Below are 25593 nucleotides of genomic sequence, written 5' to 3' on the forward strand. Positions count from 1 at the left end.
TTGCCTAGACACACCTACTTCGCTGTGATTCCCTAATGTTGCCGCCTCCCAGCTCTCCGCTTGGACCGCTAAAACTTGATAAGGTGTTTATCGAGTACGACAGCCCGCAACTGTTCACTTGCAAGGATGCTACCGGTTCGCATTTTCTGGCGGTGCATGCGTTCGAAGACGAGCGAAGTGATCAGTGGATTTATGTCCGTCTTAGCACTAGGCGCTTGCGTCAGTTGAAACAGGGTCATTTGGACCTTTATGACGCTTTTCGAAAAGCAGAATCTGGGCATATTGATATCGTGTATTTCAAGAATGGATTTTTTGACCGAATCGAAACGACACGATCCGACAAAATACAAAATGAAATTATGCCGGAAAGGCATACATTTCTCACAAGCATAATTAAACCAATTCAGAAAGTTGATTCTGCATCGAACTATGCGACGCTGAGTAATGAATCGTATGAATTTGAGGATTTGGATGCGGGCCGCGTTTTGGCTATCGCCTCTGAATCTGCGCCTATGTGGGAGATTTCTCCGGTTGTAATAGACTATTTAAAGAGAATGCGGACTCCGGTTCACGTCGCTGCCGAGCGGAGTCATAGAGTTGTGGCTGATATTGTTCTGAAGCAGGCGGAGAGTGCGGCAAATGTTCCGTTGGCTGCTCTGGGCGCACTGCTTGCCACGACGCAGAGGTTAGTTGACGCGCTGGGACAGCCGCCTTCAGGTGGTATGAGAGGGCCGATTGGATCGGCTCTTGCGCAATGGACGAAGCTTGACGCGGTCGCACCGTTCCCTTCGTCCTTTGGCATACGTATCGAAACTCGTGAGACGAGCATGTTTGGCGATACGGGCGGACAACGCGCCGTGGAACTAATGGTTTCGTTGATAGCGATACGAGACGAAAGCGTGCTGCGCGCAGCTTTGGAGAATGTGCACAAAAGGGCACTTTTGCATTACAAGATGTTTGTTAAGGCTGTCGCGAAGACCGGATCAGATTTGAATTTCTCGGCTGGCGTTCCAGGCACCCCATCCATCCTTGAAGCAAGCATGCGAGCTAATGAGGCAGAAGCTGTCTACCAATGGCTCGATTCGGTAGTGCAAAAGGATGACGCGGACATCACCTTTGAGGGGCGGCTTGTGGGCGTCAGTCTGAAGAGCAGAACGTTTCTATTAGAAAATGAGAAAGAGAGTTATGAAGGTCGAATTGCGGAAGAGTGCCTAAAAGAAGTTGATCAGAAACGTGTTAACATGATGCATGTTGCTATCATCGGCGTTCGCACTGAATTGAACGAAGCGACAGGTGAAGAGTATCAGCGCTACACGTTGAAAAAAATTTCGGCTCTCGACGACGAGCAACCTCAATGACATCCTTGGCACTGCGGGGTCGAGTGCCCAGAATACACTTTCGATGAATCGTGTTGCGGTAGTGGCGTTCTGCGCGCCCCTGGCGCTCGCGGTTGCCCTGATGGTCTTGCACAGGCATCCGACTGCACAAGAGAGTGCCGGCGTGGCCGCACCTACCAGCGTAGTCTCACCTAGCAGTGTGGCCGTGCCGGGCGGTGGTCCGCAGAGCGTCGCAACGGAAAATTCTATCACAGGCCAGGCTTCCGTAGTTGATGGCGATACGCTGGAAATTCACGGCATTCGTATCCGCCTGAATGGTATCGACGCGCCTGAGGCTTCGCAAAAGTGCGATGCAAATGGAACGTCCTACCGTTGCGGACAGAAGGCCGCGTTTGCACTTGACGAGATTCTTGCTGACAAGACGGTAGTATGTGTCAAACTAGACACGGATAGATATAGGCGAACCATAGCGAAGTGTACTGTCGCGCAGACTGACGTCAGCGCTGAAATGGTTCGTAGGGGGTGGGCTATAGCATACAGAAAATATTCTCTTGAGTACGTACCGCTTGAAGACGCGGCACGAACTATGGGCGTCGGCCTATGGGCCGGCTCATTCGAGAATCCTGCGGAGTACCGTCGAGCGGGTAAGAAGAATTGAGACGGACCGAACGTGGGGTTCTATAGGCTGCAATTCTCGAAAGGTAGGGGTGTGTGATGGCAGACAAGAACGAATCGAAGAGCCTTACGACGAATACGGAACCGTTGGGGCAAGTTCCAACCACCATTCCGCTAGGTCAGAGTACTCAGATCGATCTTTCGTGGATGCCAGAAGACCAGCGTAGGGCGCTACTAACCGACTATGCCAAGGGCGCGCTGGACGTCAGCAAGCGAGCGCAGGAATTGGGCATCGAGGTCTCGGTCCTTCGCAGTACGCTTGGCACCCTAGGAGAGACGACGAAACAGGTCGCGCAGGATGGCAACTCAGTAACGCTCACCCACGTCCAGAACAGCCAGTTTGGTCGTACCGAAGTGATTATGGGCAACACCGACGCTGCCACGGCCGGGAAGCTTTCACGTTCTCAGACAGGAGAGCGAGATTGGACCCCTTACTATGTCATCGCGGGGATAGTCGCTTTGATCGTGATAGCGATCGCCTTGGGTGGTCGCTGACGTGTACAGAGCAACTCTGGAGCTATCTGACAATGTGGACATTGAGGGCAAGTTAGCTGCCCTGCATAAAGATGGCACTAGGGCAGGTCTCCCAGATTCGACAGTCGCGGAAATGATGGGGCAGGTACGGGCTGTCCTTCGCATAGTGACCGAGCGAGGATCAAACCTTGCTGCGCAAGGCAGCCAGATGTCGCTCTCCCGAGAGATAAAGGGTGAAGAGTACGAGTTGCAGCTTCTTTATGGAGTCGGCACCCCAAAGTCTTGGTTGAGCCGCATTGCGCGTAGCCTGATGGGTCAATGATGCCGAGATACGATCGCCGTTACGCAAAGCGTACCTATGGTCGGGACTATGGGCGCGAAAGAGCGCTTCAGCATATTGAAGATGCGAGACGCTTAAGCCACGAGTTGGGCGGGACTGACGAGGACGTAAAGCGATATTTCTTTTCACTTCCAAACTCAGAGCTGGCCACCATTTTGGGCGAGTACGGACGCCGGTACGGGTATCAGGCGCAAGAGTATGCCTCAGATACTATGCACAAATGGCGGACCGGGCAGACAAAGATGAGCGGGACCGTCGCTGAGCGACTGTTCAATCTTCTACCGCCGAGAATGCCTCTTACAGAGAAGTACAAGCTCACTGAAGGCCTCTGGCATCACTTCGGACCAAGCTCAAAACGTATCATGCGAGTAGGGCTCGACGCGGACCTTGAGCAGGTAGTCGAACTTGCACGGCGGCACATAGACGAGGTTGTAACGCAGTATCGCATACCCGAGCAGATCGAGCGCAGATTCAATTGGCTTGCGGCCGGCGATGTTGGCGTGAAGCAGGAACTGCTCAACCACCTCAGATCAACGGAACGTGCTATGGTGGTTGAGGCAGCTCGCATCCAAATGCCGGTTCTCCTAGAACATATTAAGGGGCAGCATGGAGGTCGTACTTCTCGGCTTGCTCAGGTCGTAAAAGTCGGCAAGCACGAGCTTGAACTTCTCATCGACAAGAGCGTATCCGGTGTACGGCTAGAAGCCCCTGGCTACCGTACGCCCTCAGTCAACAGTGGCGGGGGCGGAAAACTAGCTTTGATAACTATCGCTGGGTTGGTTGTTCTCTTTTGGCTACTCCACAAATGACCTGCATCTGCCAGAACTGAAGCGGCCCGACTACTGGATAGCTCTCAGGTTCGCGCAGTCGAGCCATTGGGTCAGAGGAAATGGTAATTAGTGGCTACACGTTCGTGCATGTTTGTAACATCGAAGCGATGCGATCATCAGACGGAGACGTTCTGACGCTGTTACCTCAGGACAGGTATGAAAAGCGCCACATCTATCCATTGAACAGGTACGGCGCTGGCCCGTTCTGTAAGTTCAAAATCCCCACTACATATACCAATCCGGGCCGTCTATGCGCTGACCGTAGGTGATGAGATTAGATACATCGGAGAGACGAACAACCTGTCGCGACGCTACAACACGGGATATGGAAGCATCTCTCCGAAGAACTGCTACCAGGGTGGTCAAGAGACGAACGTCCGCATGAACAACCTGATCTTCCAGTCGGCCCTCAGGGAGGAAGTGCTGTCACTCTGGTTCCATCAAACTGACGAGTACAAAGCAATCGAGACCGCGCTTCGGTTTGCCCACCGAGCACCATGGAACCGTGTATGAGGCTCAATCAAGGTCTGGCCACTGCATAGCGAATTGCGGTGCTGAGTGTACCGGCTGCGGGAGCGAAGGTGGCGACTACGGCCACATAAGCCCAATACCAAGACGACTTGTACATATCTGCGCTAGCCTGGGTAGCGGCGATATGAGCGTACTGTCGTAATACGAACCCGAGCACGAGAGCGATCAAGAATACGCCGACAAGGGTCACGGCAAACCGGGTTAGATAGCGTGCCCCATGCAGGGTCAGGACTAAGGCTGTGATCAGAACCAAAATCACAGCAAGCACGAAACCTAAGTTATCCGCCTGAGCTTTCCATTGAGGGTGTGCGAGTCCGATGTCGGTCAGTAAGTCGGTCCACTTGGAAACACAGGCTACTACTCCGCCGGGACCCGCCGTCGTTAATGCATTCACCCAATCAATCTTCATGGAGGCCCCCAGGTTGGTGCCATGAACGCGCCCACTAGTTCGTTGTTCTGATCTAGAATCTCGTATCTTGCAGATCGCAACTGGGGTTTTTCGTTGAGGAGAAGCTGAAGACCGATCTCGTTTTTGTAACCAAGGGTGACACCTTTGAAGATGTCTGTACTCTCTGTTTTGTCCATCAACCAACCCGTTAAGTAGCCCGGGGATAGTCGAATCGTCATCGTGTTGGGGTTGCCGGCGCTACGTCCTTCCAGAGGGCTGAGCGAGTAGGCTATTCCAAGCTTGTATGGTTGCGCGGCACCGCTCGAACTGGCCGTGGCCAATGCCGTGAATTCCAGCATCGTACTTGATGGGTTGTGTTTGTCAGAGGGTACAAACAACCGTATTGGAGCGGCAATTTCTTGGGGAGCTGTTTGACCTGCAACGTGAGAGGAAGCGGATATGGCAGCTGCACAGCCTGCTGCCTCTTCTTTTTTTAGGGCGTCAGCGTCGGACGCGTGGCCGATAAATCGCTCTCTAATGGTTGCCCCAATATTCCCGTATTCAAGGCAGCCACTGGCGTCGATAGTGTTGCGCTCAATGAACGGGCGCGGTTGCGCAACCGCAGTGCCGGGTGGCAGCCAAGTTGTGGGGCCGGGTACAAGCCAGTTTACCCAGAGATCGCCCGCGCCCCGGTTTTCAACGCATGTCTCATAGATTTCAACGCCGTTGCCCCTGTACACGCGGCTGGTGGTCAGGAAGTTCTCTACTCCTAAGTCATGAGTCAAAGGGGCTTGCCCTTGGCAATGCTCAGCGGCAAATGCTCCCGTGCTGAGCAGATATAGGCAAAGCGTCAACCGGTATGCGACTGTAGGATTTGCCATTTGCGCTTCCCTGATTTCCGCCACGGCTAAGCGTGATTGGCACGCTCTTGGTTTAGCAAAAATAACCTCGTGAGCACTTCATCATCAGACAGATGGGTTGGCCATCCATATGCAGTCGCCACGGCGTCATCCAGCGCCTTGTGTGCATTTTGAAGCCACGAGGGGCGATCGTTGTAGAGACTGGTTAGAGTGCGCGTTCTGAGCTTCCCTGCGGCTTCCTCGCTAATCGGCAAGAGACGATCAGGAAAGCCCGGAACTACCTCCGGCTCGCGCCTTACGAGGTCGGCCGGATTAAGCCAATTCTCGCGTAACTGGTTCAGGCGAAAGGCAGCGTCTGCAATCGCAACTGATCGAGCGTCATGCTTGTAGTCGTCCGAGCAAATGTTGGGAGTCAGACCTTGAGGAAACGGGAAGGTCTGAAAAGTGCGTGTGGCGTTATATCTGCTCTGATTGCCTTTCCCCATGCGGTTGCCTTGTGCGCGCGACCAAAGCCAATGCGCTCGGGAAGAGAGAATGCCAAAGGTCGTATCATCATCACGTGCGATGACAAACAAACTACCGCTAAAGACCGCGCGCGTACCGCGGAATACGAACAGTAGGTGTTCGGAAGTCTCTGGGACGATGATGCACCGCTCCATGCCATGAAGCTTGGCCCGCAGCTCGGGCCGGGGACGTTGCATCACCCAATACCGTGCAAGTCTCGCGGTCTCAGTCGCCGCACTTATGTCCTGCTTTGCTCGATGCTCCTTGACGCGAGCGGTGACCCACTCGAACGGGACCTGATACAGAGACGCGTCAGCTTCAGCGGAATGCTCAGTGAAATCGATGACCCACTCATCTTCTGGTCTCGCTGTAACATCGTCATTTTGAAGGAATGGGCGCACTACCTCTAGGTTGTACCGGCCGTTTGCGTTCTGAGGCTCAAGTAGCATGTTCCGTGCGGTGGCTCCGTCCAATGCGAACGGACCATTGAGTTTAACACCTTGGAAGGCGAGCCCAGCTAACTCCCTCAGCTTGTGGGCGTCTGCTAATGCAGTTCCGTCTGTCAGATCAGGATTGATTGCCGAAACCTCGCAGCCATTCAACACAAACCCTGTTGGTGAGCGGCTGGCACATACTACGGAAACACGAACCTGGGCACCGTCCACTACCCAAGGCTCATTTGTTGCCCCGCTGAAGATACGAAAATGGCTAGTTTTCAATGCGGCACGCAGAACTTGGTTACTCGCGCCCTTCGTGATGGATTTGGTAGCTATCAAACCGAATGCTTGCGCATCGCCTTTCGCAGCCGCTTGGCCAGCCTTGTAGAACCAGTATGTCACCAAATCGGCGGAGCCCCTGACCTTTCCTTTGAACACACGGTACAGTGTGTCTGTGTATCCGTCCCCAAGTCCGCTACGTGGTGCGCCCTTCTTTTGGGGACGACCCTTGCGGAAGAATTTCGATCCCAAGAACGGTGGATTTCCAACGATAACGTCAACTCTCGGCCAGTCCGCTTCCACCCATCTTTCCTCACCGTTTGCAGGGTCGCTCCTACGTGTCATAAGGGCATCGCGGCATTCGATGTTGTCCAGCGGTTTCAGGACAGGATTCTGGCTTGCAGCGAAGCCGTTCCTTAGCATCCACTGTATCTCACCAATCCATACGGACACGCGTGCGAGTTCGGCAGCATAGGCATTGATCTCAATGCCCTTCACCACCTCTGGTCCGATCTGCGGAAAACCGCGCGGTAACCCCAACGCTTCAGCCTCTACCTGAGTTTTGTGCTCAAGGTCTTTCAAGGCGCGTAGAGCGAGGTATAGGAAGTTTCCTGAGCCGCAAGCAGGGTCGAGTACCCTGAAGTCCTTTAGCCGCTTCAGATGCGTTTCCAACAGGCCCTGCGCCTGATTGCGGGCGCGGGTGGAGGCTGACCCATTCGAGTTTGCAGCTTTCGCCATCAAAGAGGCGATCTCGTTTTTGGTTCGCTCCCACTCGCCAGTCAACGGCTCTACGATCACCGGGTTGATGATCATCATAATTTTTTCGCGGTCGGTGTAGTGTGCACCGAGCTGACTGCGTTTGTCGGGGTCGAGCCCGCGTTCGAACAGAGTACCAAGAATGGACGGATCGACGTCGCCCCAGTACTGGGTCGCGGCGCGATGCACCAGCTTGATTTCATCTTTGGTTAGCTCGAACACAAGGTCGTCATCGAACAATCCACCATTGAACCAAGCTACTTTCTCAAAGCCGATGCGGCCGCCTGACTTCATGGCAACAAACAGATCGCGGGCGAAGCTCGCGAACTCGTTGGGGTCCTCCATTGCCCGCTCAAGCATATGGGTGAACATCATGTTAGGAAGAAGCTTCACGTCCTCCGCGAACATGCAGAAGACTAGCCGGTTGATAAAGTGAGCCACTCGGTCCGGAGCGTGTCCACGGTTGCGAAGAGAGCGTGCGAGGTCCGCGAAAGCACCTGCAACCTCTTCAGTAAGCTCCTGACGGGTCTTCTGCGGGCGTAGTACCTCAGGATCGGATAGGGCCGACTTAAGCCAGCCACGTTTCTCCGGATCATTGAGATCAGCAATTGGTATGTCGTAGGTTTTGGAAACTGAGTTTGTCCAATTCGTATGAATACGAATGGTTGTGCCGATGTCAGAGACGATCAACAGCGGAGGATTGTCGAGGGCCACCGCGTAGCGCTGAAGTTGAGCGTAGGCCGTCTCAAGGTTCGCTGCGGTCCCCTTGTACTCCCATCCGAAGTGACCGCGTTTGAAGACATCCGCGAACCCGTTTCCACCCGTTGACTTTGATGCGCCAACCTCAAATCCGTAGTCTTTGCCTGTAGGATCGACGTCGGCAGGGGTTGGCTCACCCAACATGCGGCATAGGTCAAGGAAGTGTTCTTGTGCTGCTGCCCTCTCTTTCAGTTGGGAGTTCTGCCATTTGGCAATGAAGGCCTGTGGCGTCATCTGCACGTATTCCCCCCATTTGGCCGAGAAGCCAGCCCGCGCAGTACCCTTAACCAGTGAGCTGGAAGACGACAAGCTTGCCGCGCCCTCCCTACGAAAACGACAGATTTTTTCGCGAGGGTATCAATAATCACGCAAAGTCGGTTGCCCCCCATGCCATCCCTTGTGGATTGTCGGCCGTCACAACTAAGTCACATCTGTCACAAAATTCGGAGCTTCCGACCTTGACGAGTTATATGGGTCGGGGTACCTCTGCTTCCGTCAACCGGTTGTAGCGAATGAGTTATTTCCGGGATGCAAGCAGCTCAATACTTGGTCGCAACCACTGCCTAGCTGCCCTCCGAAGGCAGAGGTCACAGGTTCGAATCCTGTCGGGTGCGCCATTTCTCTTTTTTGCCAAGGTTGAGATCGAGGGTTCAAATCCCCCGGATCGCGCCACGCCTTAAGCTGCTAATCCGAATCGACGGTTCGCGTTCAGCTGGGCTCACTAATCTCTTTCCCACACGGCCGAGAAGTCAGCCGGACCGCTGCCCATAGGTTCTAACCGGGGCGCACCGCGATCGCATTGAACCGCGCCTTGAGATTGTCGAGAAGCCAGGTGCCTGCACGGCCCAAGGGGCGGTCTCGCAACTGCGCGGCATGGATGACCAGGGGCCCGTGAACGCTGGCGGGATCGTCTTCTATTGGCAGCGGGACAAGGCGTTTCTCGGCCTGATGGAGAGACCATGTTCGTCGTCACCCTTCGCTTTGCTGACAAGACCAAAGCGCCCCTATTCATGGATGGGCACAACGCCTGGATCAAACGCGGCTTCGACGATGGCGTTTTCCTGCTGACCGGCAGCCTTCAGCCGAGCGCAGGCGGTGCGATCCTCGCGCACAATGCGTCTCCTGAAGAGATCGAGGCTCGTGTGCAGGATGACCCCTTCGTCGCCGAGGGGATTGTCAGCGCTGAAATCCTCCCCATCACACCGGGCCGTACCGACGAACGCCTCGCCTTTCTGAAAGGCTGAGTGATGAGCGCGACGATCCTCGGGCCGGACGGACGCCCGCGTTGCCGCTGGTGCGCGGCCGCGCCCGAATTCCTCGCTTATCACGACACCGATGGGGCAAGACGGGGTCAAGGTCGTGCACGTCGATATGCGGCTCATCCCAGTCGATCAGAGACGAAACTTTATCACCAGACGCGCCACGATGGCCGCTATGGTGCCGTGCCCAACTCTTTGAACAATATACGTGCGTAGAACTCCACGCATTCTCCAACCCGTGCGGTGACTTCCTCATCGCTATCGTTCCATGGTGTTTCAAGGCCGATAGCGGCCCTGCGCAAGGGTTCAGCAACAAGAGCGGCAAGGATCATCCGGGCAGATCGGATGCCATCAAATGATTGGACATCGGCTTGGTACTCGCGCAGCCAGTTCGCCACGGCCAGCACTCCCCGCTCGACTCCGTTTCGATTATAGATTTCTGCGAGCCGTTCTCGGCCCTCCGTGTCAGCGCAGATGAGACGGAAAAGGGCTACAGCTTCCTTGGATAGGGCGATCCGAAAAATCCTGCTCAATAGCTCCCGCAAGCTCCCCGGATCAGGACGCGGCTCGCCCGGCCGGTGATCTCCACTGGTTTGGAGTTGCTCAGTCCAGGACGCTACGATTTTCCCGACCAGTTCCTCACGATTGGCCGCCATAGCGTAAACAGTCTTTTTGGCAACTCCTGCGCTACGCGACACCGCATCTATGCTGAACTTGGCAAATCCCTGGTCAAACAGAAGCTGTGTTGAGGCTTGGAGAATTTTGCGTTCCACCTCAAGCCGATTACGGGCCGGACGCCCTCTCGCTCGCTTTTCCAAACTTGATCTCCTTGACCAACGTTGTACGAACGGTATACCGATCATATTTAGGAAACGAAGAACGTTTCCTAAATATGGGAGATGGAAATGCAACATGAATTGGACGCAGCAATCCCTGTCGCACTGCTGCACGCCGACCCAATTAGACTCGAAATGGGTATCGAGCGCTTCGCCTCCGGCACCCTCACGGTCGCCTGCAGAACGATAATGCCAGGGTGCAATGGAGCGATGCTGGAATGGTGGTTCAAGTATTTTGAAACCGACGAACACCTTCGCTGGTGGCACCCAATTGATCACAAGCGCCATTTCGGTTGGGACGAGCTTTGGAAAAAAGGTGAGAACTACATCGGCGCGACGATAAGGGCGACGGAGTCGCTAGGAGAGGTTCCTCCGGTCAAAGCAACCATCAAATTCCTAAGCCCAGCCGCATACTTCAGTGCCACGGACATCGATGCCGCAAAGAAGGTGGGCGGCGTATCCGCACTTTTCTACGCCGGAATTGGCTTTGGCGATGATGTTGAGGTTGACGAGCATGGAATTCCAACAAGCGGCCGGATGATGCACGTCACACGGGACACGCCCGATGGCCTCGTTCTGCGAAGCAGATTCGTTCTTGGTCTCGATAGCGACAAGGGCGGCCACGCTGTCCCGGACGAGATCGGACTGGGGCTGATGCGCCATTGCCATTCGGAGTTCTCGTTCCTCGCGAAGGCACTTCCGTCTGTATATTATGGTGATCTCGCAAATTCTCGACCTGCCGACAACTGGTAGCCTCTCCCGACTGAAATAACGCTAGATAGCCGAGCGTCTGCGCATCAGAGACGCTCGGCCTTCTAAGATGCCTCGTTGATAAGGCACAGCTCTAACAAGCCCTGCTGCCAAGCGTTGGGAGGAGCGGTCTTCCACGCCCTGTCCAACACTCTTGGCACTTTTCCAGTTGTCGTCTATGCGCGCTCTGCGACATTGCGGTCGCGGTGCGGGTAGGTGGGCTGCCGACCAATCGGTTCGGTCAATGACACTCGGGTTCAGGTCGCCACTTGCTCGAGTTCCGATGGCCCATTTGGCGACAGGCAATAGGTTGTTGAATGGCAGACATGGGACCGTGAGCCGAATGTCGGCTTATTCAGGTCGTCTGGCCGGAACCGGCCTTTCTGGAGTCGGCCCCATTCAGACCTTCAAACGTTGCCCGATTGCATGGAGTCCTCCTTCGTCAGCCGCTTTGTGCAACGGGGCAATCGGCGGTCTGCTGAAATCCTCGGTGCGAAACTGCCTAAAGGAGGGCTATAGCGTAGACGTAGTTCTCATCATCACCCGGCGCGGCGCGCCATCAGGCAGTTGATCGATGGCGCCAAATCGGTGATTTCCAACGACCAGAAGGCCTGGCTCGCTTCGGGCGAGAAGGGGATTTTCGAGATCATGGCGGCGACGCACGCCGGAATGACCACGGAGGAGTTCACAAAGGCGGTCGTCGAATAGACAAAAAACGCCCGGCACCCACGCTTTAATCGCGCCTATGTCGAACTTGTCTACCAGCCGATGCTGGAGTTGCTGGAGTATCTGCGGCAAAACGAGCTCAAGATGTTCATCGTTTCGGGCGGTGGAATTGATTTCATGCGCCCCTGGGTGGAGCAGGTCTACGGCATTCCGCCCGAAAGGATTGTCGGCTCGTCAGGGATTACGAAATTCACGGTTCAGCCGGATGGAACGCCGGCATTGGTCAAGGATGCGAAAGTCGATTTCATCGACGATGGTCCGGGCAAGCCTGTCGGTATCCACAGGTTCATTGGGCGCAAGCCGATCCTTGCCTTCGGCAATTCGGATGGTGACCAGCAGATGTTGGAATGGACCGCCTCCGGCAATGGAGCGCGATTCATGGGGATCGTGCATCACACCGACGCCAAGCGCGAATACGCCTATGACCGAAATTCGCCGGTCGGCAAGCTTGACAAGGCCTGGGACCAGGCGACCAAGCGGGGCTGGATTGTCGTCGACATGAAGCAGGATTGGAAGAAGGTCTTTCCATTCGAAATCGCCGACTAAGGCTTGCTCGGCAGCGCGCCTTGGTGGTGACGCCGCGCTATCTCCCTGGGACCGAACCATCGCTCCTTTTCGCTGCCATACCGACCTCCCGTTCCGGACCCTCGCCGTAAGGGCGGCCCCAGGGTCCGATGCAAGAGCTCGTCGGCCGGTTCGCTCGCGCCGACCGCTCACCACCGTCCCAGCCTCTCCGGGAGTCCGTTCGGCAGGAGCCAATCTTCGCGCCGGCAGGCGCTTTTGCCTCTCAATCGCAGCAGGCCTATCATAGCGTCCCCTCGCAGCACATCGCGCCGCAAGCCGTAGCTGGGTGATTGAGGCCGTTATTGCTGGGGTGTGGTGTGGACTTAGTTGTCGCTTTCCTCCACCGTGGGATGCCAGTTCCATAGGGTCCGTTCCCGACACACAGGTTACGGTTTGTACCGGAGACATAGGTGACACGTTTGGCCCGAACGGGTTTTGGAGCCTGACTTGGCCGCAACCACCCCCAAAACCAGGCGTGTCCTGATCACCGGCGCCGGCGCTGTCGACGGCATCGGCTTCGCCATTGCGCGCCAGTTTGGCCAGGCCGGGCATGCCGTTTTCCTGACCGGCGCCAGCGCGCGGGTGCTTGAGCGCGCCGGCGGGCTTCGCGGCGAGGGCATCGATGCCAAAGCCGCTATCGCCGATCTCACCATCGCCGCGGAGGTGGAGCGGCTGCGGGCAGAGGTCGGTACTGTCGATATCCTGGTCAACAATGCCGGCATGGGATCGCTGGCGACGCCGTCCGTCGACAAGACGTTCCTGACGATGAGCGAGGCCGAGTGGGACCAGGGCATAGACACCAGCCTGAAGACGGCGTTTCTCGTCACCAGGGCGTTTCTGCCGGCGATGGTCGAAGCGGGGTATGGGCGCATCGTCAATGTCGCATCGGTGACCGGGCCGCTGGTCTCTTACCAGGGCACCGCCGCCTATTCCGCGGCTAAGGCCGGGATGGTCGGCCTGACCCGGACATTGGCGCTGGAAGTGGCGCGCCACGGCGTCACCGCCAATGCCGTGGCGCCGGGCTGGATCGAGACAGGCGCCTCGAGCGAGCCGGAGCGGATAGCGGCCCTGCATGCGCCGCCGGGCCGCGCCGGCCGGCCGGACGAGGTCGCGGCGGCAGTCGTGTTCCTGGCCTCCGAGAGCGCCAGCTATATCAACGGCGCCTTGCTCGTCGTCGACGGCGGCAACAGCCTTGAAGAACGCAAGGGATAGATCTCGCGGCCGGGTGGATCTCGACCTGACGTAATTCCTTCCATCCAAACGAATGCGATCTCTCTTTCGGGAGAAATTCCCGCACTGCCAAACAGGGCCTACTAGGTGCGCCCGCTTGACTCAATCATCAGTCTGCACTAATCATAAGTCATGACTGTTGATAGTCCACAGCTTGCCGCCTTGGGCGATCCGACCCGAAGGCAGATTTTCGAGCTGATCGCGGAGCGGCCGCGCTCCGTGGCGGAGGTCACGCGGCAGGTCAGCGTGTCGCAGTCCGCGGTGTCACAACACCTGAAGGTGCTCAGGGATTCGCGGCTGGTGCGCGCGGAGCCGAAGGGCGCCAGCAACGTCTACCACATCGATCCGCACGGGCTTGGCCAGATGCGCGCCTGGCTCGACCGGTTCTGGAGCAAGACTCTCGCGGCCTACAAGCTGGCTGTCGAGACCCCACCAGAGGAGTCACCATGAACACCCAGGTCCCCATCGCCTCCGTGAAACAGTCCGTCGTGGTCGAGGCGCCGATCGAACGCGCCTTCAAGGTTTTCACCGAGGAATTCGGCAGTTTCAAACCGCCAGAGCACAATCTGCTTGCAGCCGAGGTCGCCGAGACGGTGTTCGAGCCTCGGGTCGGTGGCCACGTCTATGATCGCGGCGTCGACGGCAGCGAGTGCCGCTGGGCGCGCGTGCTGGCCTATGAGCCGCCCAACCGCGTGCTCCTGAGCTGGGACATCAGCCCGCAATGGCGCATCGAGACCGATCCGGCCAGAACCAGCGAATGGGAGGTGCGGTTCACCGCCGAAACGGCTGAGCGTACCCGCGTCGAGATCGAGCACAGGAACCTGGAGCGCCATGGCCAGGGCTGGGAAGGCGTCCGCGATGCCGTCGCCGGCGATCAGGGCTGGCCGCTCTACCTGCAACGCTATGTCGATCTGGTTGCACGGCAGGCCTGACAGCAGCTTTTAAAGGCGCTTCGCCGCCTGCGGTCAGGGCACCACGCCCCTGCACGCCCAGGCCACATTGGCGAACGACCTCGGCCCGTCGGGTCGTCCGGCCTGATAGGCATCGCGGACGGCAGCCTCGGTGCGCTCGCGCTCGGCTGCCTCCAGCGTGCTCATGTATTTGCCGAGCGGGCCCTCGCCGGCTGATATCGGCGCCCAAAAATCGGCGAAGTCCTGGTAATCCATGCGGATCATCAGCTCGGTTTCGGTCACGTCGGCCAGCCCCTGTTCCACGAAACTCCGCTTCATTTCGCCGGGCTGCATCATCGGCTGGAAGCAATAGCGGCCGCGCAGCTGGCGTCCGCTCTCACTGAGCGCCGCCACAGTGTCGATCATCATGCGCATGCCCGCCATGCCGCCGAGATGGTCCCACACCACGGCCGCGACCACGCCGCCCGGCCGCGTAACACGGCGCATTTCGGCAACCGCCTTGCCGGCTTCCGGCACGAAATGAAGCACCAGCAGGGCCAGCGCACGGTCGAACGCATTGTCCGCGAACGGCAAGGCGGTGGCGTCCGCCTGCTGGATTGCGATGCGCGGATCGGCGTTGCGCCGCTTTGCCGCCTCGACGAAAACAGGCGAAAAGTCGATTGCCTCGATCGACGCGAGTTCGGCGGATTTCGCCAGCTCGAACGTCAGGCTGCCGGTGCCGCAGCCAACGTCGAGTATCTTTTCGCCAGGGGCAAGTCCGGCGAAGCCGATGAACTTGGGCGCGAGCTTTCGGCTCCAGCGGCCCATGAGTTGCTCGTAGCCGGACGCGTCATGAACGGTGAAACTCGATGTCATAGGCGCCTCCCCCGGCTGCAGGCGCAGGCTAGACCCCTATCGAGATGAAGCCAAGACGCGGGGAGCACGGTGAATGCCTGCATCCGGGACGGGACAAGGGACCGGCGGTTTATGCGAAGCCCCTGAACGTCGCCACGCTCTCCCGTTCCACCAGTGGACACTCCAGCTTGGTGATGGGATAGCGCCCCCGTCCCGCCACCGCCGGCGCTTCCAGCTGCTCGATCGCCCATTGGCCCATGGCCATATGCGGCAGGATCGAGGTGGTCAGCGGCGGGAAGAGATGGCGGGCGATTTCCTCGTCGTCGTAGCCGACGACGGAGATATCTTGCGGGATGTGCAGGCCGGCTTCCTTCAGCGCTTCGTAGCAGCCGATCGCGGTGCGGTCGTTCTGGCAGAAGATGGCGGTCGGGCGGTCCTTCAGGGCCAGCAGCTTCACAGTCGCGGCGTAGCCGGCGCTGGCCGACCAGTCGCCCTCCACCACCAATTCGCCGTCGAACGGGATGTCGGCGGTGGCGAGCGCCCGGCGGTAACCTTTCAGCCGGTCCTGCGCCGCCTGCATCCAGGGTTCGCCCGTGATGGTGGCGATGCGGCGGTGGCCGTGACTGATCAGATGGCGGGTCGAGCTCTGGCCGCCGGCGATCTCGGAGGGCACCACGGCGGGGAAGGCATAGTCCGTCGTGTAGCAGTTGAGCAGGATGACCGGGATGTCGAGGCCGTAGAGGAAGTCGGGCGCCGTGATCTCGCGGGTGAAGATGGTCATGTAGATCAGCGCCGAAATGCCCCGCCTGGTCAGCGCTGAAATGGCGCGCGGCTCCATCACGGCGTCGCCCATGGTCTGCGCCACCAGCAGCACGTTGCCGGCATTCCACGACGCCTGGCGCGCGCCCTCGATAGCAACCACGGCCTCCGGGCTGGTGGCGAGCTGGTCGACAGCGAAGCCGATCACGCCGTCGAGTCCGTCGAAGGCGGCGCCCTCGAAAGCCGCAACCGGCTGCTTCAGCGCCGAGAAGGCGGGGGCGCTGTAGCCGAGCGCCCGCGCCGCCTCGATCACCCGCTCGCGGGTCTGCTGCGACAGGCGAATGCCGGGCGAATTGTTGAGCACGAAGGAAACCGTGGCCTGCGAGCAACCGGCGGCGCGCGCGATGTCGGTCATGGTGACGCGGCCCTTGGGCTTTGCCGGCGCCTTGCGGCGCTTCGCGGTTGCGATGTCCGGATCCGTCGTCTCGCTCATGCCGTAGATGTTCCCCAATTCCCAGCCTGTCTAACGGCGGCCCGGCGGGCCGACAAGATGGAGTGACGCTGCCAGTCCGTGGGCGCGTCGGGCAAACTAATAATTATTAGCATATGCGGCCCATCCCGTCGTGCAGGCCCACGCCTCGCAAAAATGCCCAGACTTCAAGGCTCCGGCTGCGCGCGGGCAAGCATCGCTGCATCGTCAAATCCGTTCGGCTATGACACCCCAGCGCCACCAGATCCGTCCTTTGCTAATAGTATTTACTAATACAAGGATGCGCTGTACCGTCAATCCATCGCATCCGGCCGATCGGTCCGGCTGCGGTGGAAGTGTCTGTGAATGGCTCGACGGCGAGCGGATACTGCTTCCGCAAACCATGTCTCAGATATGTGATATGTCAGACAAATCGGACTATTTACGAATGAAGAATGGTTGTCTAAAGTCCGTGGCCGTGGCTGGGAACGACGCCATTCTTTTCAGTGCCGGGAACCCCTTGAGGAGGAGGGCGTCCACGCCGCAGACGGCAATTCAGGTGAGCAAGACAATTCTAGTGAGCAAGTCCGGCCAGTCCTACGACTGACCAAAACGGGAGGTTGAACATGAAATCCTTGATACGCAATGCATCCATGGCCGCCGCGGCCCTGGCTGTCGGCCTGACGGCGACGGCCATCGCGCGCGCCGACGACAAGCCGACGCTGGCCTTCGTCGTCAACGGCGCTTCCGACTTCTGGAAAGCGGCCGAAGCCGGCGTCAAGAAGGCGCAGGGCGAACTGCCCGACTACACGCTCGAACTCAAATATCCCGAACAATCCTCGGTCGCCATCCAGCAGCGGCTGATGGACGATCTGGTGACCGCCGGCGTCAAGGGCATCATGGTCTCGGCCGTCGATCCCAAGACCTCGACCGATGGCTTGAACAAGATCGCCTCGCAAACGGCGCTGTTCACCACGGACTCCGATGCTCCGCAGACCAAGCGTGTCGCCTATATCGGCTCGTCCAATGTCGACGCCGGCAAGCAGGCGGCCGAAATCGCCAAGAAGGCGATGCCGAACGGCGGCAAGTGCCTCGGCTTCGTCGGCCTGCTCGGCGCCGACAATGCCAAGGAGCGCATCCAGGGCATGAAGGACGGTCTCGCCGGCACCAAGATCGAGCTCGTCGACGTGCGCGGCGACGACATCGACCAGGCGCGCGCCAAGAAGAATGTCGAGGACGCGCTGGTCGCCAGCCCCGACGTCACCTGCATGGTCGGCTTCTACTCCTACAACACGCCGCGCATCTATGAAGCGCTGCGCGACGCCGGCAAGCTCGGCTCGATCACCGTCGTCGGCTTCGATGACGATCCGATCACGCTGGGCGGCGTCAAGGAAGGCACAGTTGCCGCCACCGTCGTGCAGCAGCCCTTCGAATGGGCCTATCAGGGCATGAAGCTGATGGCCGCCTATCTCAAGGGCGACAAGTCGGGCATCCCGGCCGGCAATTTGATCATCATCCCGACCAAGATCATCGGCAAGGATGACGTCGACGCCTATGCCGCCAATCTCAAGGCGATGGCAGGTAACTGATCGGCGTTGGCGCTGCCCCTCGCCCGCCTGCCGGCACCTTCTCCCCGTATAGTGACGGGGAGAAGGGAGATGGCCGCGACGCTGGCGACCCCCTCTCCCCGTCTCTATACGGGGAGAGGGTAAGGGTGAGGGGCGGCGCGACGTTTCGCTTTTTATTGACGGGTTCGATCAGGCCAGTCAGTCTGTGAGCCCGCCAAACGCTGTCAGGCATGATGAATTATTCCGACACATCCATCACGGCGACCACCCCGTTCCTCAGCTTGGAGAACGTGCGCAAGACCTATCCGGGCGTCGTGGCGCTCGACGGGTTTTCGATGGAGGTCAGGCCGGGCGAGGTCATCGGCCTGGTCGGCGAGAACGGCGCGGGCAAATCGACGCTGATGAAAATCCTCGGTGGCGTCACCACGCCGGATACCGGCACCATCACGGTCGACGGCACCGCCCATAACGGCCTGAGCGTGGAGGGCAGCCTGGGGTCCGGCATCGCCTTCGTTCACCAGGAACTCAATCTGTTCGAAAATCTCGATGTCGCCGCCAACATCTTCTTCGGCCGCGAGCCGCTGCGCGCCGGGCCGCTGAGGCTGGTCGACCGCGCGAAACTGCGCGAAATGGTGGCGCCGCTGCTGAAGCGCGTCGGCGCCAATTTTTCCGCCGACACACAGGTCGCGGATCTCTCGCTGGCGCAGCAGCAGATGGTCGAGATCGCCAAGGCGCTGTCGATCAAGGCAAGGCTGGTCATCCTCGACGAGCCAACATCGAGCCTGCCGCTCGCCGAGACCGACAAGCTGCTCGACGTCATCAAGGCGCTGAAGGCCCACGGCATCTCGGTCATCTTCATCTCGCACCGCCTGCACGAGATCGAGCGCGTCGCCGACCGCGTCGTCGTGCTGCGCGACGGCATGCTGGCCGGAACATTGGGCAAACGCGACATCAACCACGACCAGATGGTCAAGCTGATGATCGGACGCATGCTGAAGGAACGCGAGAAGGCCTCCGAGGCCGCGCGTGCCCCCGGTGCCGTCGCGTTCTCGGCCAAGGCGGTCCGCACCCCCACCTATCCCAGCCGGCCGGTCGATCTCGACGTCAGGCGCGGCGAAATCCTCGGCCTCGCCGGCCTCGTCGGCTCGGGCCGCACCGAACTGGCACGGGTGTTCTTCGGCATCGAAGCCAGCCTCGGCGGCACGCTGGAGCTCAACGGCAAGCCGCTGACGCTGGCGAGCGCGGCGGACGCCGTCGCGCAAGGCATTTTCCTCGTGCCGGAAGACCGCAAGCTGACCGGCATCCTGCTCGACCTGTCGATAGCGCAGAACATTTCACTCCCCAATTTGCCGGCACATGCGAAGCGAACGCTGGTCTCGAACAGCGCGGAAGCGGCTACCGCCGAGAAGCAAAAGAAGAATCTCGGCATCAAGGCGCCTTCGGTGCAGACGCGCACGGGCACGCTGTCGGGCGGCAACCAGCAAAAGGTCGTGCTCGGCAAATGGCTGGCCATGAACCCCAAGGTGATGATCCTCGACGAGCCGACGCGCGGCATCGACATCGGCGCCAAGGCGGAGATTTACGGGTTGATGCGGGCGCTGGCCGATGCCGGCGTCGCCGTGCTGATGATCTCCAGCGACATGGAAGAGGTGATCGGCGTCTCCGACCGCATCGCCGTGATGCATGAGGGCCAGATCTCGGGCATCCTCGACAAGGACCATTTCAGCCAGGAAAACGTGCTTTTGCTCGCGGTGGGCAAGCCGGCAAACTAATGCATGCCCGCGCAAAAGTTGCCCGCGGTTTTTGCGGCAACGGCATGCATAAACAAAGAGCTGAAGCGCGCGACGCGCCTTAGCTAAGCGGAGACGGCGATGACAAAGAAAGATCTCGGCCTGCTGATCCTGATCCTGGTGGTCGGAGCGATCGTTGCCATCATCAATCCGCGCTTCCTGTTGCCGATCAATCTCGCCAACACCTCGAACCTCATCGGTCTCTTCGGTATCCTGTCGATCGGCCAGGCCTTCGTCATCATCACCGGCGGCATCGAGCTCTCCGTCGGCTCCGTCGTCGCGCTGCTGGGCACGCTGTTCATCGACTTCATCGCCGTGCGCGGCATGGGATGGCCGATCGCCTTCGTGCTGATCCTGGCGCTCGGCGCCATCATCGGGCTGGCGCATGGCTGGCTGATCACGCGGCTCAAGCTGCAGCCCTTCGTCGTGACCCTGTGCGGCCTGTTGATCTACCGCGGCGTCGCGCGCTTCTACACCGCCGACGGCACGGCAGGCTTCGCCTTCGGCCAGAATTTTCCCGATCTCGAATTCCTGACCGCCGGCCGCTCCTGGGGCGTGCCGAACTCCTTCTTCGCGCTGATCGTCATCGCCATCGTCATGTGGGTGGTGCTGCACCGCTCGGTGTTCGGGCGCTATCTCTACGCCATCGGCAAGAACGAGGAGGCGGCGAAATATTCGGGCATCCGCACCGGGCGCGTCGTCATGGCGGCTTACGTCATCTGCGGCGTGCTCACCGCGCTGTCGGCGATCTATTTCGCCATGTACACGCGCTCCATCTCGCCGGCCAGCCATGGCCAGTTCTACGAGCTCTACGCCATTGCGGCGGCGGTGCTCGGCGGCTTCTCGCTGCGCGGCGGCGAGGGCTCGCTGATAGGCGTCATCCTCGGCACGGTGCTGTTGCAGGAATTGCAGAACCTGGTCAACCTGCTCGGCATCCCCTCCTCGCTCAACTTCGCGGTGATGGGGGGCGTCATCCTCATCGGCGTGCTGGTCGACCAGCAATGGGGCGTGTTCCGGGCGCGCCGGCGGATGGTCGATGCCGCCCGCAAGGGCGCGGTCGGGGCGGCCGCGGAATAAGTCTCGCGCACCCGTGTAGCTGCTTGTTCCTGCCGCCAGATTATTATAATAGCATAACCTGTGCGGGAGGCTGACGGGACATGCGCTGCGATTTGCGAGGCAAGGTGGCGCTGGTCACGGGAGCCGCCGGCGCCATCGGCAATTCGATCGCCAAACGCCTGTCGGACAATGGCGCGGCGATCGTCGTGGCCGACATCAATGGCGAGGGCGCAAGCCAGGTCGCGGCCGGGTTGAGCGATGCGATGGCCTGCGCCACCGACATCCGCGATCCCGCATCGGTGGACGCCGCGATTGCCGCGCTCATGCGGCGCTATGGTCGCCTCGACATCCTCATCAACAATGCCGGCGTCAACACGCTGGCGCATCGCGTCACATTAGACGAATTCCCGGCCGACGAATGGGACCGCATCACCGGCATCGACCTCGATGGCCTCTACATCGTGAGCCGTGCAGCACTGGCCCCGATGCTCGCCGCCGGCAAGGGCGGGCGCATCGTCAACATCGCCTCCGTCGTCGGGCTCGCCGCCATGCGGCTGCAAAGCCCGTTCGTCGCCGCCAAGGCCGGCATCATCCATCTGACGCGGTCGATGGCAATCGAACTCGGCGCCAGGGGAATTCTCACCAACGCCATCGCGCCGGGGTCGGTGATGACGGCGCTGACCGCCAAGCTGTTCTATGGCGAGGACGGCAAGTTCGCCGGGCGCACGCAGGAATTCCTCGACCATGTGCCCCTCGCCCGGCCTGCCCAGCCGGAAGAGATCGCCGAGGCGGTGCTGTTCCTGGCCTCGCCGGCCGCCAGCTATGTCAACGGCCAGGTGCTGGCCGTCGATGGCGGCTGGACGGCGGGATACATGATGTGAGCGGGGCCATGGAAATCGATCTCACTGGCTCGACAATAGAACTGGAAGGCGCGAGCAATCCGGTTGCCGAGGCGGCACTCGCCGCCTTGCGCGCCAATGGCGGCCGCGTCCTCGAAGGGGCGCGGCACGCCAGCGTCCTTTCCCCCGACATCGTTCTGGTATCATGCCCTCTGCGTCCGGGAAGCACGGCCGAAAATCCCGGCACCTTGTACGCGGCGGCGCGCAAGGCGGCGGTGGCCATGACCGAGCGCGGCGGCGGACGCATCGTCTTCCTGCTTTCGGTGACCGCCGGCATGCCGATGCGCCGCTATCCGCGCTTCTCCATGGAGAACGCCTCGATCCTGGCCGGCATGCGCACGCTGGCCATGGAGTTCGGCCCCAAAATCCTGGTCAATGCCGTCGGCGTCGGCTTGGTCGAGGACGAGACCATGGTTTCGGGTGACAAGGCGATGCTCAGCCACGTCCCGGTCAACCGCGCCGGCAATATCGAGGAAGCGGTTGCGGCCGTGCTGTTCTTCTGCGATCCACTGAACACCTATGCGACGGGCCAGATGCTGGGCGTCGACGGTGGATGGATGGCAGGCTATGGGCGTAATTTCTGAGCCGCTGACGCTGAAGGCCGGCGCAATCGAGGTCGGGCTGGTGTCGCAAATCGGCGGCTCCGTGAGTTCACTGCGCTGGCGCGGCATCGATCTGATGCGCGGGCTTTCGGACGGCGATCGCGAGGCCGGCAACGTGCTGGGCGTCGCCATGTTCCCGATGACGCCCTATGCCAACCGCATCGCCGGAAATGCCTTTGAGTTCAGGTCAAAGCGTTGGCAGGTCCTGCCCAACAATCCGCCGGAAAAATTCAACGTGCATGGCAGCGGCTGGCAGCTTGCCTGGACTGTCGTGGAGGCAGGAGCCGGTAGCGCAACCCTGGGGCTGGATATTGCTGGCGCCGGCGAACCCTATTCCTATCGCGCGATGCAGACTTTCGTGGTTTCCGACGAGGGGCTTGACGTGACCATGACCCTGACCAACACCGGACCGGTTTCCCTGCCGTTCGGCTTCGGCCTGCACCCCTGGTTCGATCGCGACCCGGACGTGACTCTGCAATTCAAGGCCAAGCGTTTCTATCTCGAAGAGCCCGACGGTGTTTCCGGCGACCCGATCACGCTGCCACCCGAACTCGACTTCGCCGAGGGCCGGCCATTGCCGGCGGGCTGGCGCAACAATGATTATGGCGGCTGGGGCGGCGAGGCGATCATCCGCTTTCCCTCGCGCGGCGCGGGGCTGCGGATCACGGCCGATCCGGTCTTCAGGCACCTGATGCTCTATGCCGACCCGACAAAACCGTTTTTCTGCGTCGAACCCCAGACCAATGCCTCCGGCGCCTTCAACCGCGGCCGATGGGATGATCCGGAAGAGGGCGTCATCGTGCTTGGCCCGGGGGAAAGTGCAGCCGGCGCTGTTTCGTTCATGCCCTTCGCGCTTCAATCCTAAAGCAGCCGAGCCAGCAGGCCGCCATCCACCTGCATGGCACTGCCGGTGACGAAGGAAGAGGCGTCCGAGATCAGGAAGCCTATTGCCGTGGCGATCTCGGCAGGGTTGGCGATGCGCGCGATCCGGTTCGGTTCGAAAGACAGGCCCAGCGCTTCCGCGCCGCCGGCTGCCTCCAGCCCGTCCAGCGTCATGCGGGTGGCGACCGAGCCGACCAGCACGGCGTTGACGCGGATGCGGTCGACGGCATAGTCGAGCGCCATCTGCCGCGACAGGCCGACGACCGCCGCCTTGGTCGCCGCATAGGCGGGCACGCCGGGTACGGTGGCGTCGGCATGGACGGAGGCGATGTTGACGATCGAGCCGCCGCCGGCCTCGCGCAGCAGCGGCAAGGTCGCCCGGCAGACGCGGAAAATGGCCGTCAGATTGACTGATATGGTCCTGTCCCAGTCCTCGTCGGAAAGATCTTCCAGCCGCTTGCCTGTCGGATAGATGCCGGCGCAGTTGACGACCGCGTCGAGCCCGCCGAACCGTTCCGCCGCCGCCGCGACGGTTGCCCGGACGTCCGCTTCGCGCGTGAGGTCGCTCTCCCGGAAGATCAGCTGGCTCTCGCCATAACGGCTCGCCAGTGATTTGCCGTCATCGCCGTCCAGCCCGGCGCCAAAGACCTTGGCGCCCTCGGCGACTAGATAGTCCGCCGTTGCCCGGCCGATCCCGGTCGCGGCGCCGGTGACGAAAATGCGTTTGCCGGCAAATATCATGCGGAAACGTGCGCCTGACGCTCGGCCTGCGCCGCGGTGACCGAACGCAAGACGCGATCCTCACCGCCTTCGCCGCGGCCGAATTCATCGACGATGCGGCCGTCGGCGACGACGAGGCAGCGGTCGCAAAGACCGATCAATTCCTCGAGTTCCGACGCGACGATCAGCAGTGCAACGCCCTTGTCGGCCAACTCGACCACGAGCCGGTAGATCTCATGCCGGGTTGCCGCGTCGACGCCCTTGGTCGGCTCGTCGAGCAGCAGTACCTTCGGCGCCCGCATCAGCACGCGGGCAAACAGCAGTTTCTGCTGGTTGCCGCCCGACAGATGGGTGACCGAGGCCCGCGGCGACGATGCCTTGACGTTGAGGGCACGCATGGCTGCCACGATGGCGTTGCGCTCCAGCCCGCCGCGCACCACGCCGCGCCGCGACAAGGGCGCGAGATTGCCGATGGTGATGTTGGCGCCGACCGGCAGGTTGAACAGCAGGCCGTCACGCTTGCGATCCTCGGTCAGCAGCGCGATGCCGGCCGCGCGGGCATCGGCGGGCGACTTGATCGATACCTCCTTGCCGCCGACGTGGATCTCGCCCTCGGACAGCACGCGGCCGTAGATGCCGTGCAGGATCTCGCTGCGGCCGGAGCCAAGCAGTCCCGCCAATCCGACGATCTCGCCGGCCGCGACGGACAGGTTGATGTCCCTCGCGCCATGGACAGCACCGCCGTGGCCGTCGACGCTGAGGCGGCGAACCTCCAGCGCGGTCGGGGTGCCGACAGGCGCGGCATGCTCGGGGAACAGCCGCTGCAACCTTTGCCCGGACATCGAGAAGATGAAGGCCTCGGCGTCGAAATCCTCGCTGGCAATGCGCACCGCCACCTGTCCGTCGCGCAGCACGGTGGCGCGGTCGCAGATGGCAAGCACTTCCGGCAGGCGATGGGTGATGTAGATCATCGCCACGCCCTGTGCCTTGAGCCGACGCAGCACGGCAAACAGCGCGTCGACTTCGGTGCCCGAGAGCGACGCGGTCGGCTCGTCCAGCATCAGCACGCGCGGCTTCATGACGATGGCGCGGGCAATCATCACCAGATGACGCTGCGCCGAGGACAGCGATGCGACATAGGCCCTTGGGTCGATATCGATGCCAAGATCGGCAAATATCTCGGCCGCCCGCTGCTCGAGCTTCCGCTTGTGAACCAGCACGCCGTCGCCCAGACCGGTGCGGCCGGCAAAGACGTTCTCGGCGACCGAGAGCTGTTCGAGCACCTCGATTTCTTGCGGGACATAACCGACGCCGTTCGATCGCGCGTCGGCCGGCGAGGCAAAGCTGACGGGCTGGCCGTCGAGCTGGATCGTGCCGGTGTAGGAGCCGGCCGGATGCACGCCATTGAGGATCTTCACAAGGGTGGACTTGCCGGCGCCGTTCTGGCCGAGCAGAGCATGGATTTCACCAGAGACCACGTCGAAATCGACCCCGCGCAACGCCTGCACGCCGCCAAAATTCTTGGCGATCGCGGTGGCTGAAAACAGCGGCGCTTGGTTGGTCGACAC

At 60.3% G+C, this 25593-nt stretch carries 24 protein-coding genes, 1 tRNA gene and 2 pseudogenes; 19 read left to right on the forward strand and 8 right to left on the reverse strand.

Annotated features, from left to right (window positions below; genetic code table 11):
• Positions 1-35 precede the first annotated feature (35 nt).
• The 5 genes from EN851_RS25030 to EN851_RS37735 all read left to right on the forward strand — a co-directional run bounded on the left by EN851_RS25030 (position 36) and on the right by EN851_RS37735 (position 4169).
• Positions 36-1358 (forward strand): DUF6575 domain-containing protein, encoded by a 1323-nt coding sequence (locus tag EN851_RS25030; RefSeq protein WP_135930198.1) that lies wholly within the window; start codon positions 36-38, stop codon positions 1356-1358.
• Between the two features lie 100 nt (positions 1359-1458).
• Positions 1459-1995, forward strand: a complete 537-nt coding sequence (locus EN851_RS25035; RefSeq protein ID WP_135930273.1) for a thermonuclease family protein — start codon at positions 1459-1461, stop codon at positions 1993-1995.
• A gap of 56 nt (positions 1996-2051) precedes the next feature.
• Positions 2052-2507 carry a hypothetical protein gene (locus tag EN851_RS25040; protein ID WP_135930199.1) on the forward strand — a complete coding sequence of 152 codons (456 nt, stop codon included), beginning with the start codon at positions 2052-2054 and terminating at the stop codon, positions 2505-2507.
• A 561-nt stretch (positions 2508-3068) separates the two neighbouring features.
• Entirely contained in the window at positions 3069-3635 is a 567-nt protein-coding gene (locus EN851_RS25045; protein WP_135930200.1) for a hypothetical protein, read from the forward strand.
• A 402-nt stretch (positions 3636-4037) separates the two neighbouring features.
• Positions 4038-4169 carry a hypothetical protein gene (locus EN851_RS37735; protein WP_281041096.1) on the forward strand — a complete coding sequence of 44 codons (132 nt, stop codon included), beginning with the start codon at positions 4038-4040 and terminating at the stop codon, positions 4167-4169.
• 7 nt (positions 4170-4176) lie between these two features.
• Here the strand turns inward: EN851_RS37735 and EN851_RS25050 are convergent, their stop codons facing one another.
• From EN851_RS25050 to EN851_RS25060, 3 genes are read right to left on the reverse strand one after another with little or no spacing between them, the layout of a single operon-like run.
• Positions 4177-4596 (reverse strand): hypothetical protein, encoded by a 420-nt coding sequence (locus tag EN851_RS25050; protein WP_135930201.1) that lies wholly within the window; start codon positions 4594-4596, stop codon positions 4177-4179.
• The gene (locus tag EN851_RS25055; protein WP_135930202.1) at positions 4593-5456 is read right to left on the reverse strand and encodes a hypothetical protein; all 864 of its coding nucleotides are present in this window, start codon (positions 5454-5456) and stop codon (positions 4593-4595) included. The genes EN851_RS25050 and EN851_RS25055 overlap by 4 nt, the downstream gene beginning before the upstream one ends.
• Before the next feature lie 26 nt (positions 5457-5482).
• Positions 5483-8404, reverse strand: coding sequence for a DNA methyltransferase (locus tag EN851_RS25060; RefSeq protein ID WP_135930203.1), 2922 nt, complete (start codon positions 8402-8404; stop codon positions 5483-5485).
• Between the two features lie 296 nt (positions 8405-8700).
• Between EN851_RS25060 and EN851_RS25065 the strand changes: the two genes are divergently transcribed.
• The 3 genes and pseudogenes from EN851_RS25065 to EN851_RS37350 all read left to right on the forward strand — a co-directional run.
• A tRNA-Ser gene (locus tag EN851_RS25065) sits at positions 8701-8787 on the forward strand.
• Positions 8788-9129: 342 nt separating this feature from the next.
• Positions 9130-9414 (forward strand): YciI family protein, encoded by a 285-nt coding sequence (locus tag EN851_RS25070; RefSeq protein ID WP_127275267.1) that lies wholly within the window; start codon positions 9130-9132, stop codon positions 9412-9414.
• A gap of 3 nt (positions 9415-9417) precedes the next feature.
• Positions 9418-9507, forward strand: a pseudogene (locus tag EN851_RS37350) (DNA-3-methyladenine glycosylase I); the annotation flags it as partial.
• A 95-nt stretch (positions 9508-9602) separates the two neighbouring features.
• On the opposite strand, the gene EN851_RS25080 reads toward EN851_RS37350, so the two are convergent.
• The gene (locus EN851_RS25080; RefSeq protein ID WP_189343555.1) at positions 9603-10247 is read right to left on the reverse strand and encodes a TetR/AcrR family transcriptional regulator; all 645 of its coding nucleotides are present in this window, start codon (positions 10245-10247) and stop codon (positions 9603-9605) included.
• An 87-nt stretch (positions 10248-10334) separates the two neighbouring features.
• Between EN851_RS25080 and EN851_RS25085 the strand changes: the two genes are divergently transcribed.
• The 5 genes and pseudogenes from EN851_RS25085 (at position 10335) to EN851_RS25105 (ending at position 14467) form a co-directional block, all read left to right on the forward strand.
• The gene (locus tag EN851_RS25085; protein WP_210212391.1) at positions 10335-11018 is read left to right on the forward strand and encodes a hypothetical protein; all 684 of its coding nucleotides are present in this window, start codon (positions 10335-10337) and stop codon (positions 11016-11018) included.
• Positions 11019-11597: 579 nt separating this feature from the next.
• Positions 11598-12287: pseudogene (locus EN851_RS25090) on the forward strand (HAD family hydrolase); the annotation flags it as partial.
• Between the two features lie 465 nt (positions 12288-12752).
• Positions 12753-13517, forward strand: coding sequence for an SDR family NAD(P)-dependent oxidoreductase (locus EN851_RS25095; RefSeq protein ID WP_135921935.1), 765 nt, complete (start codon positions 12753-12755; stop codon positions 13515-13517).
• A 150-nt stretch (positions 13518-13667) separates the two neighbouring features.
• Positions 13668-13985, forward strand: coding sequence for a metalloregulator ArsR/SmtB family transcription factor (locus EN851_RS25100; protein ID WP_135862671.1), 318 nt, complete (start codon positions 13668-13670; stop codon positions 13983-13985).
• A complete protein-coding gene (locus EN851_RS25105; RefSeq protein WP_135921934.1) occupies positions 13982-14467 on the forward strand; it encodes an SRPBCC family protein in 486 nt (161 codons plus the stop codon). The genes EN851_RS25100 and EN851_RS25105 overlap by 4 nt, the downstream gene beginning before the upstream one ends.
• Before the next feature lie 33 nt (positions 14468-14500).
• Here the strand turns inward: EN851_RS25105 and EN851_RS25110 are convergent, their stop codons facing one another.
• A complete protein-coding gene (locus EN851_RS25110; RefSeq protein WP_135921933.1) occupies positions 14501-15301 on the reverse strand; it encodes a class I SAM-dependent methyltransferase in 801 nt (266 codons plus the stop codon).
• A gap of 109 nt (positions 15302-15410) precedes the next feature.
• Complete coding sequence (locus EN851_RS25115; RefSeq protein WP_189521931.1) at positions 15411-16532, reverse strand: LacI family DNA-binding transcriptional regulator; 1122 nt, start codon at positions 16530-16532, stop codon at positions 15411-15413.
• Positions 16533-17134: 602 nt separating this feature from the next.
• Between EN851_RS25115 and EN851_RS25120 the strand changes: the two genes are divergently transcribed.
• The 6 genes from EN851_RS25120 (at position 17135) to EN851_RS25145 (ending at position 23288) form a co-directional block, all read left to right on the forward strand.
• A complete protein-coding gene (locus EN851_RS25120; protein WP_127275274.1) occupies positions 17135-18097 on the forward strand; it encodes a sugar-binding protein in 963 nt (320 codons plus the stop codon).
• Between the two features lie 212 nt (positions 18098-18309).
• Positions 18310-19848 (forward strand): sugar ABC transporter ATP-binding protein, encoded by a 1539-nt coding sequence (locus EN851_RS25125; RefSeq protein ID WP_135930274.1) that lies wholly within the window; start codon positions 18310-18312, stop codon positions 19846-19848.
• Positions 19849-19947: 99 nt separating this feature from the next.
• Entirely contained in the window at positions 19948-20943 is a 996-nt protein-coding gene (locus EN851_RS25130; RefSeq protein WP_135930205.1) for an ABC transporter permease, read from the forward strand.
• Positions 20944-21023: 80 nt separating this feature from the next.
• A complete protein-coding gene (locus tag EN851_RS25135; RefSeq protein ID WP_135930206.1) occupies positions 21024-21803 on the forward strand; it encodes an SDR family NAD(P)-dependent oxidoreductase in 780 nt (259 codons plus the stop codon).
• Positions 21804-21811: 8 nt separating this feature from the next.
• Positions 21812-22405 (forward strand): SDR family oxidoreductase, encoded by a 594-nt coding sequence (locus EN851_RS25140; protein WP_135930207.1) that lies wholly within the window; start codon positions 21812-21814, stop codon positions 22403-22405.
• A complete protein-coding gene (locus EN851_RS25145) occupies positions 22389-23288 on the forward strand; it encodes an aldose 1-epimerase (protein WP_135862677.1) in 900 nt (299 codons plus the stop codon). The genes EN851_RS25140 and EN851_RS25145 overlap by 17 nt, the downstream gene beginning before the upstream one ends.
• On the opposite strand, the gene EN851_RS25150 is transcribed toward EN851_RS25145, so the two are convergent.
• Together EN851_RS25150 and EN851_RS25155 are read right to left on the reverse strand one after the other, a co-directional pair.
• Positions 23285-24046: an SDR family NAD(P)-dependent oxidoreductase gene (locus tag EN851_RS25150; RefSeq protein WP_135930208.1), complete on the reverse strand. Its 762-nt coding sequence runs from the start codon at positions 24044-24046 to the stop codon at positions 23285-23287. The two genes, EN851_RS25145 and EN851_RS25150, sit on opposite strands and share 4 nt — an antisense overlap.
• Positions 24043-25593 carry a sugar ABC transporter ATP-binding protein gene (locus tag EN851_RS25155; RefSeq protein ID WP_135930209.1) on the reverse strand — a complete coding sequence of 517 codons (1551 nt, stop codon included), beginning with the start codon at positions 25591-25593 and terminating at the stop codon, positions 24043-24045. Before EN851_RS25155 ends, EN851_RS25150 begins: the two co-directional genes overlap by 4 nt.

The organism is Mesorhizobium sp. M8A.F.Ca.ET.208.01.1.1 (genome assembly GCF_004791315.1).
Lineage (GTDB): Bacteria > Pseudomonadota > Alphaproteobacteria > Rhizobiales > Rhizobiaceae > Mesorhizobium.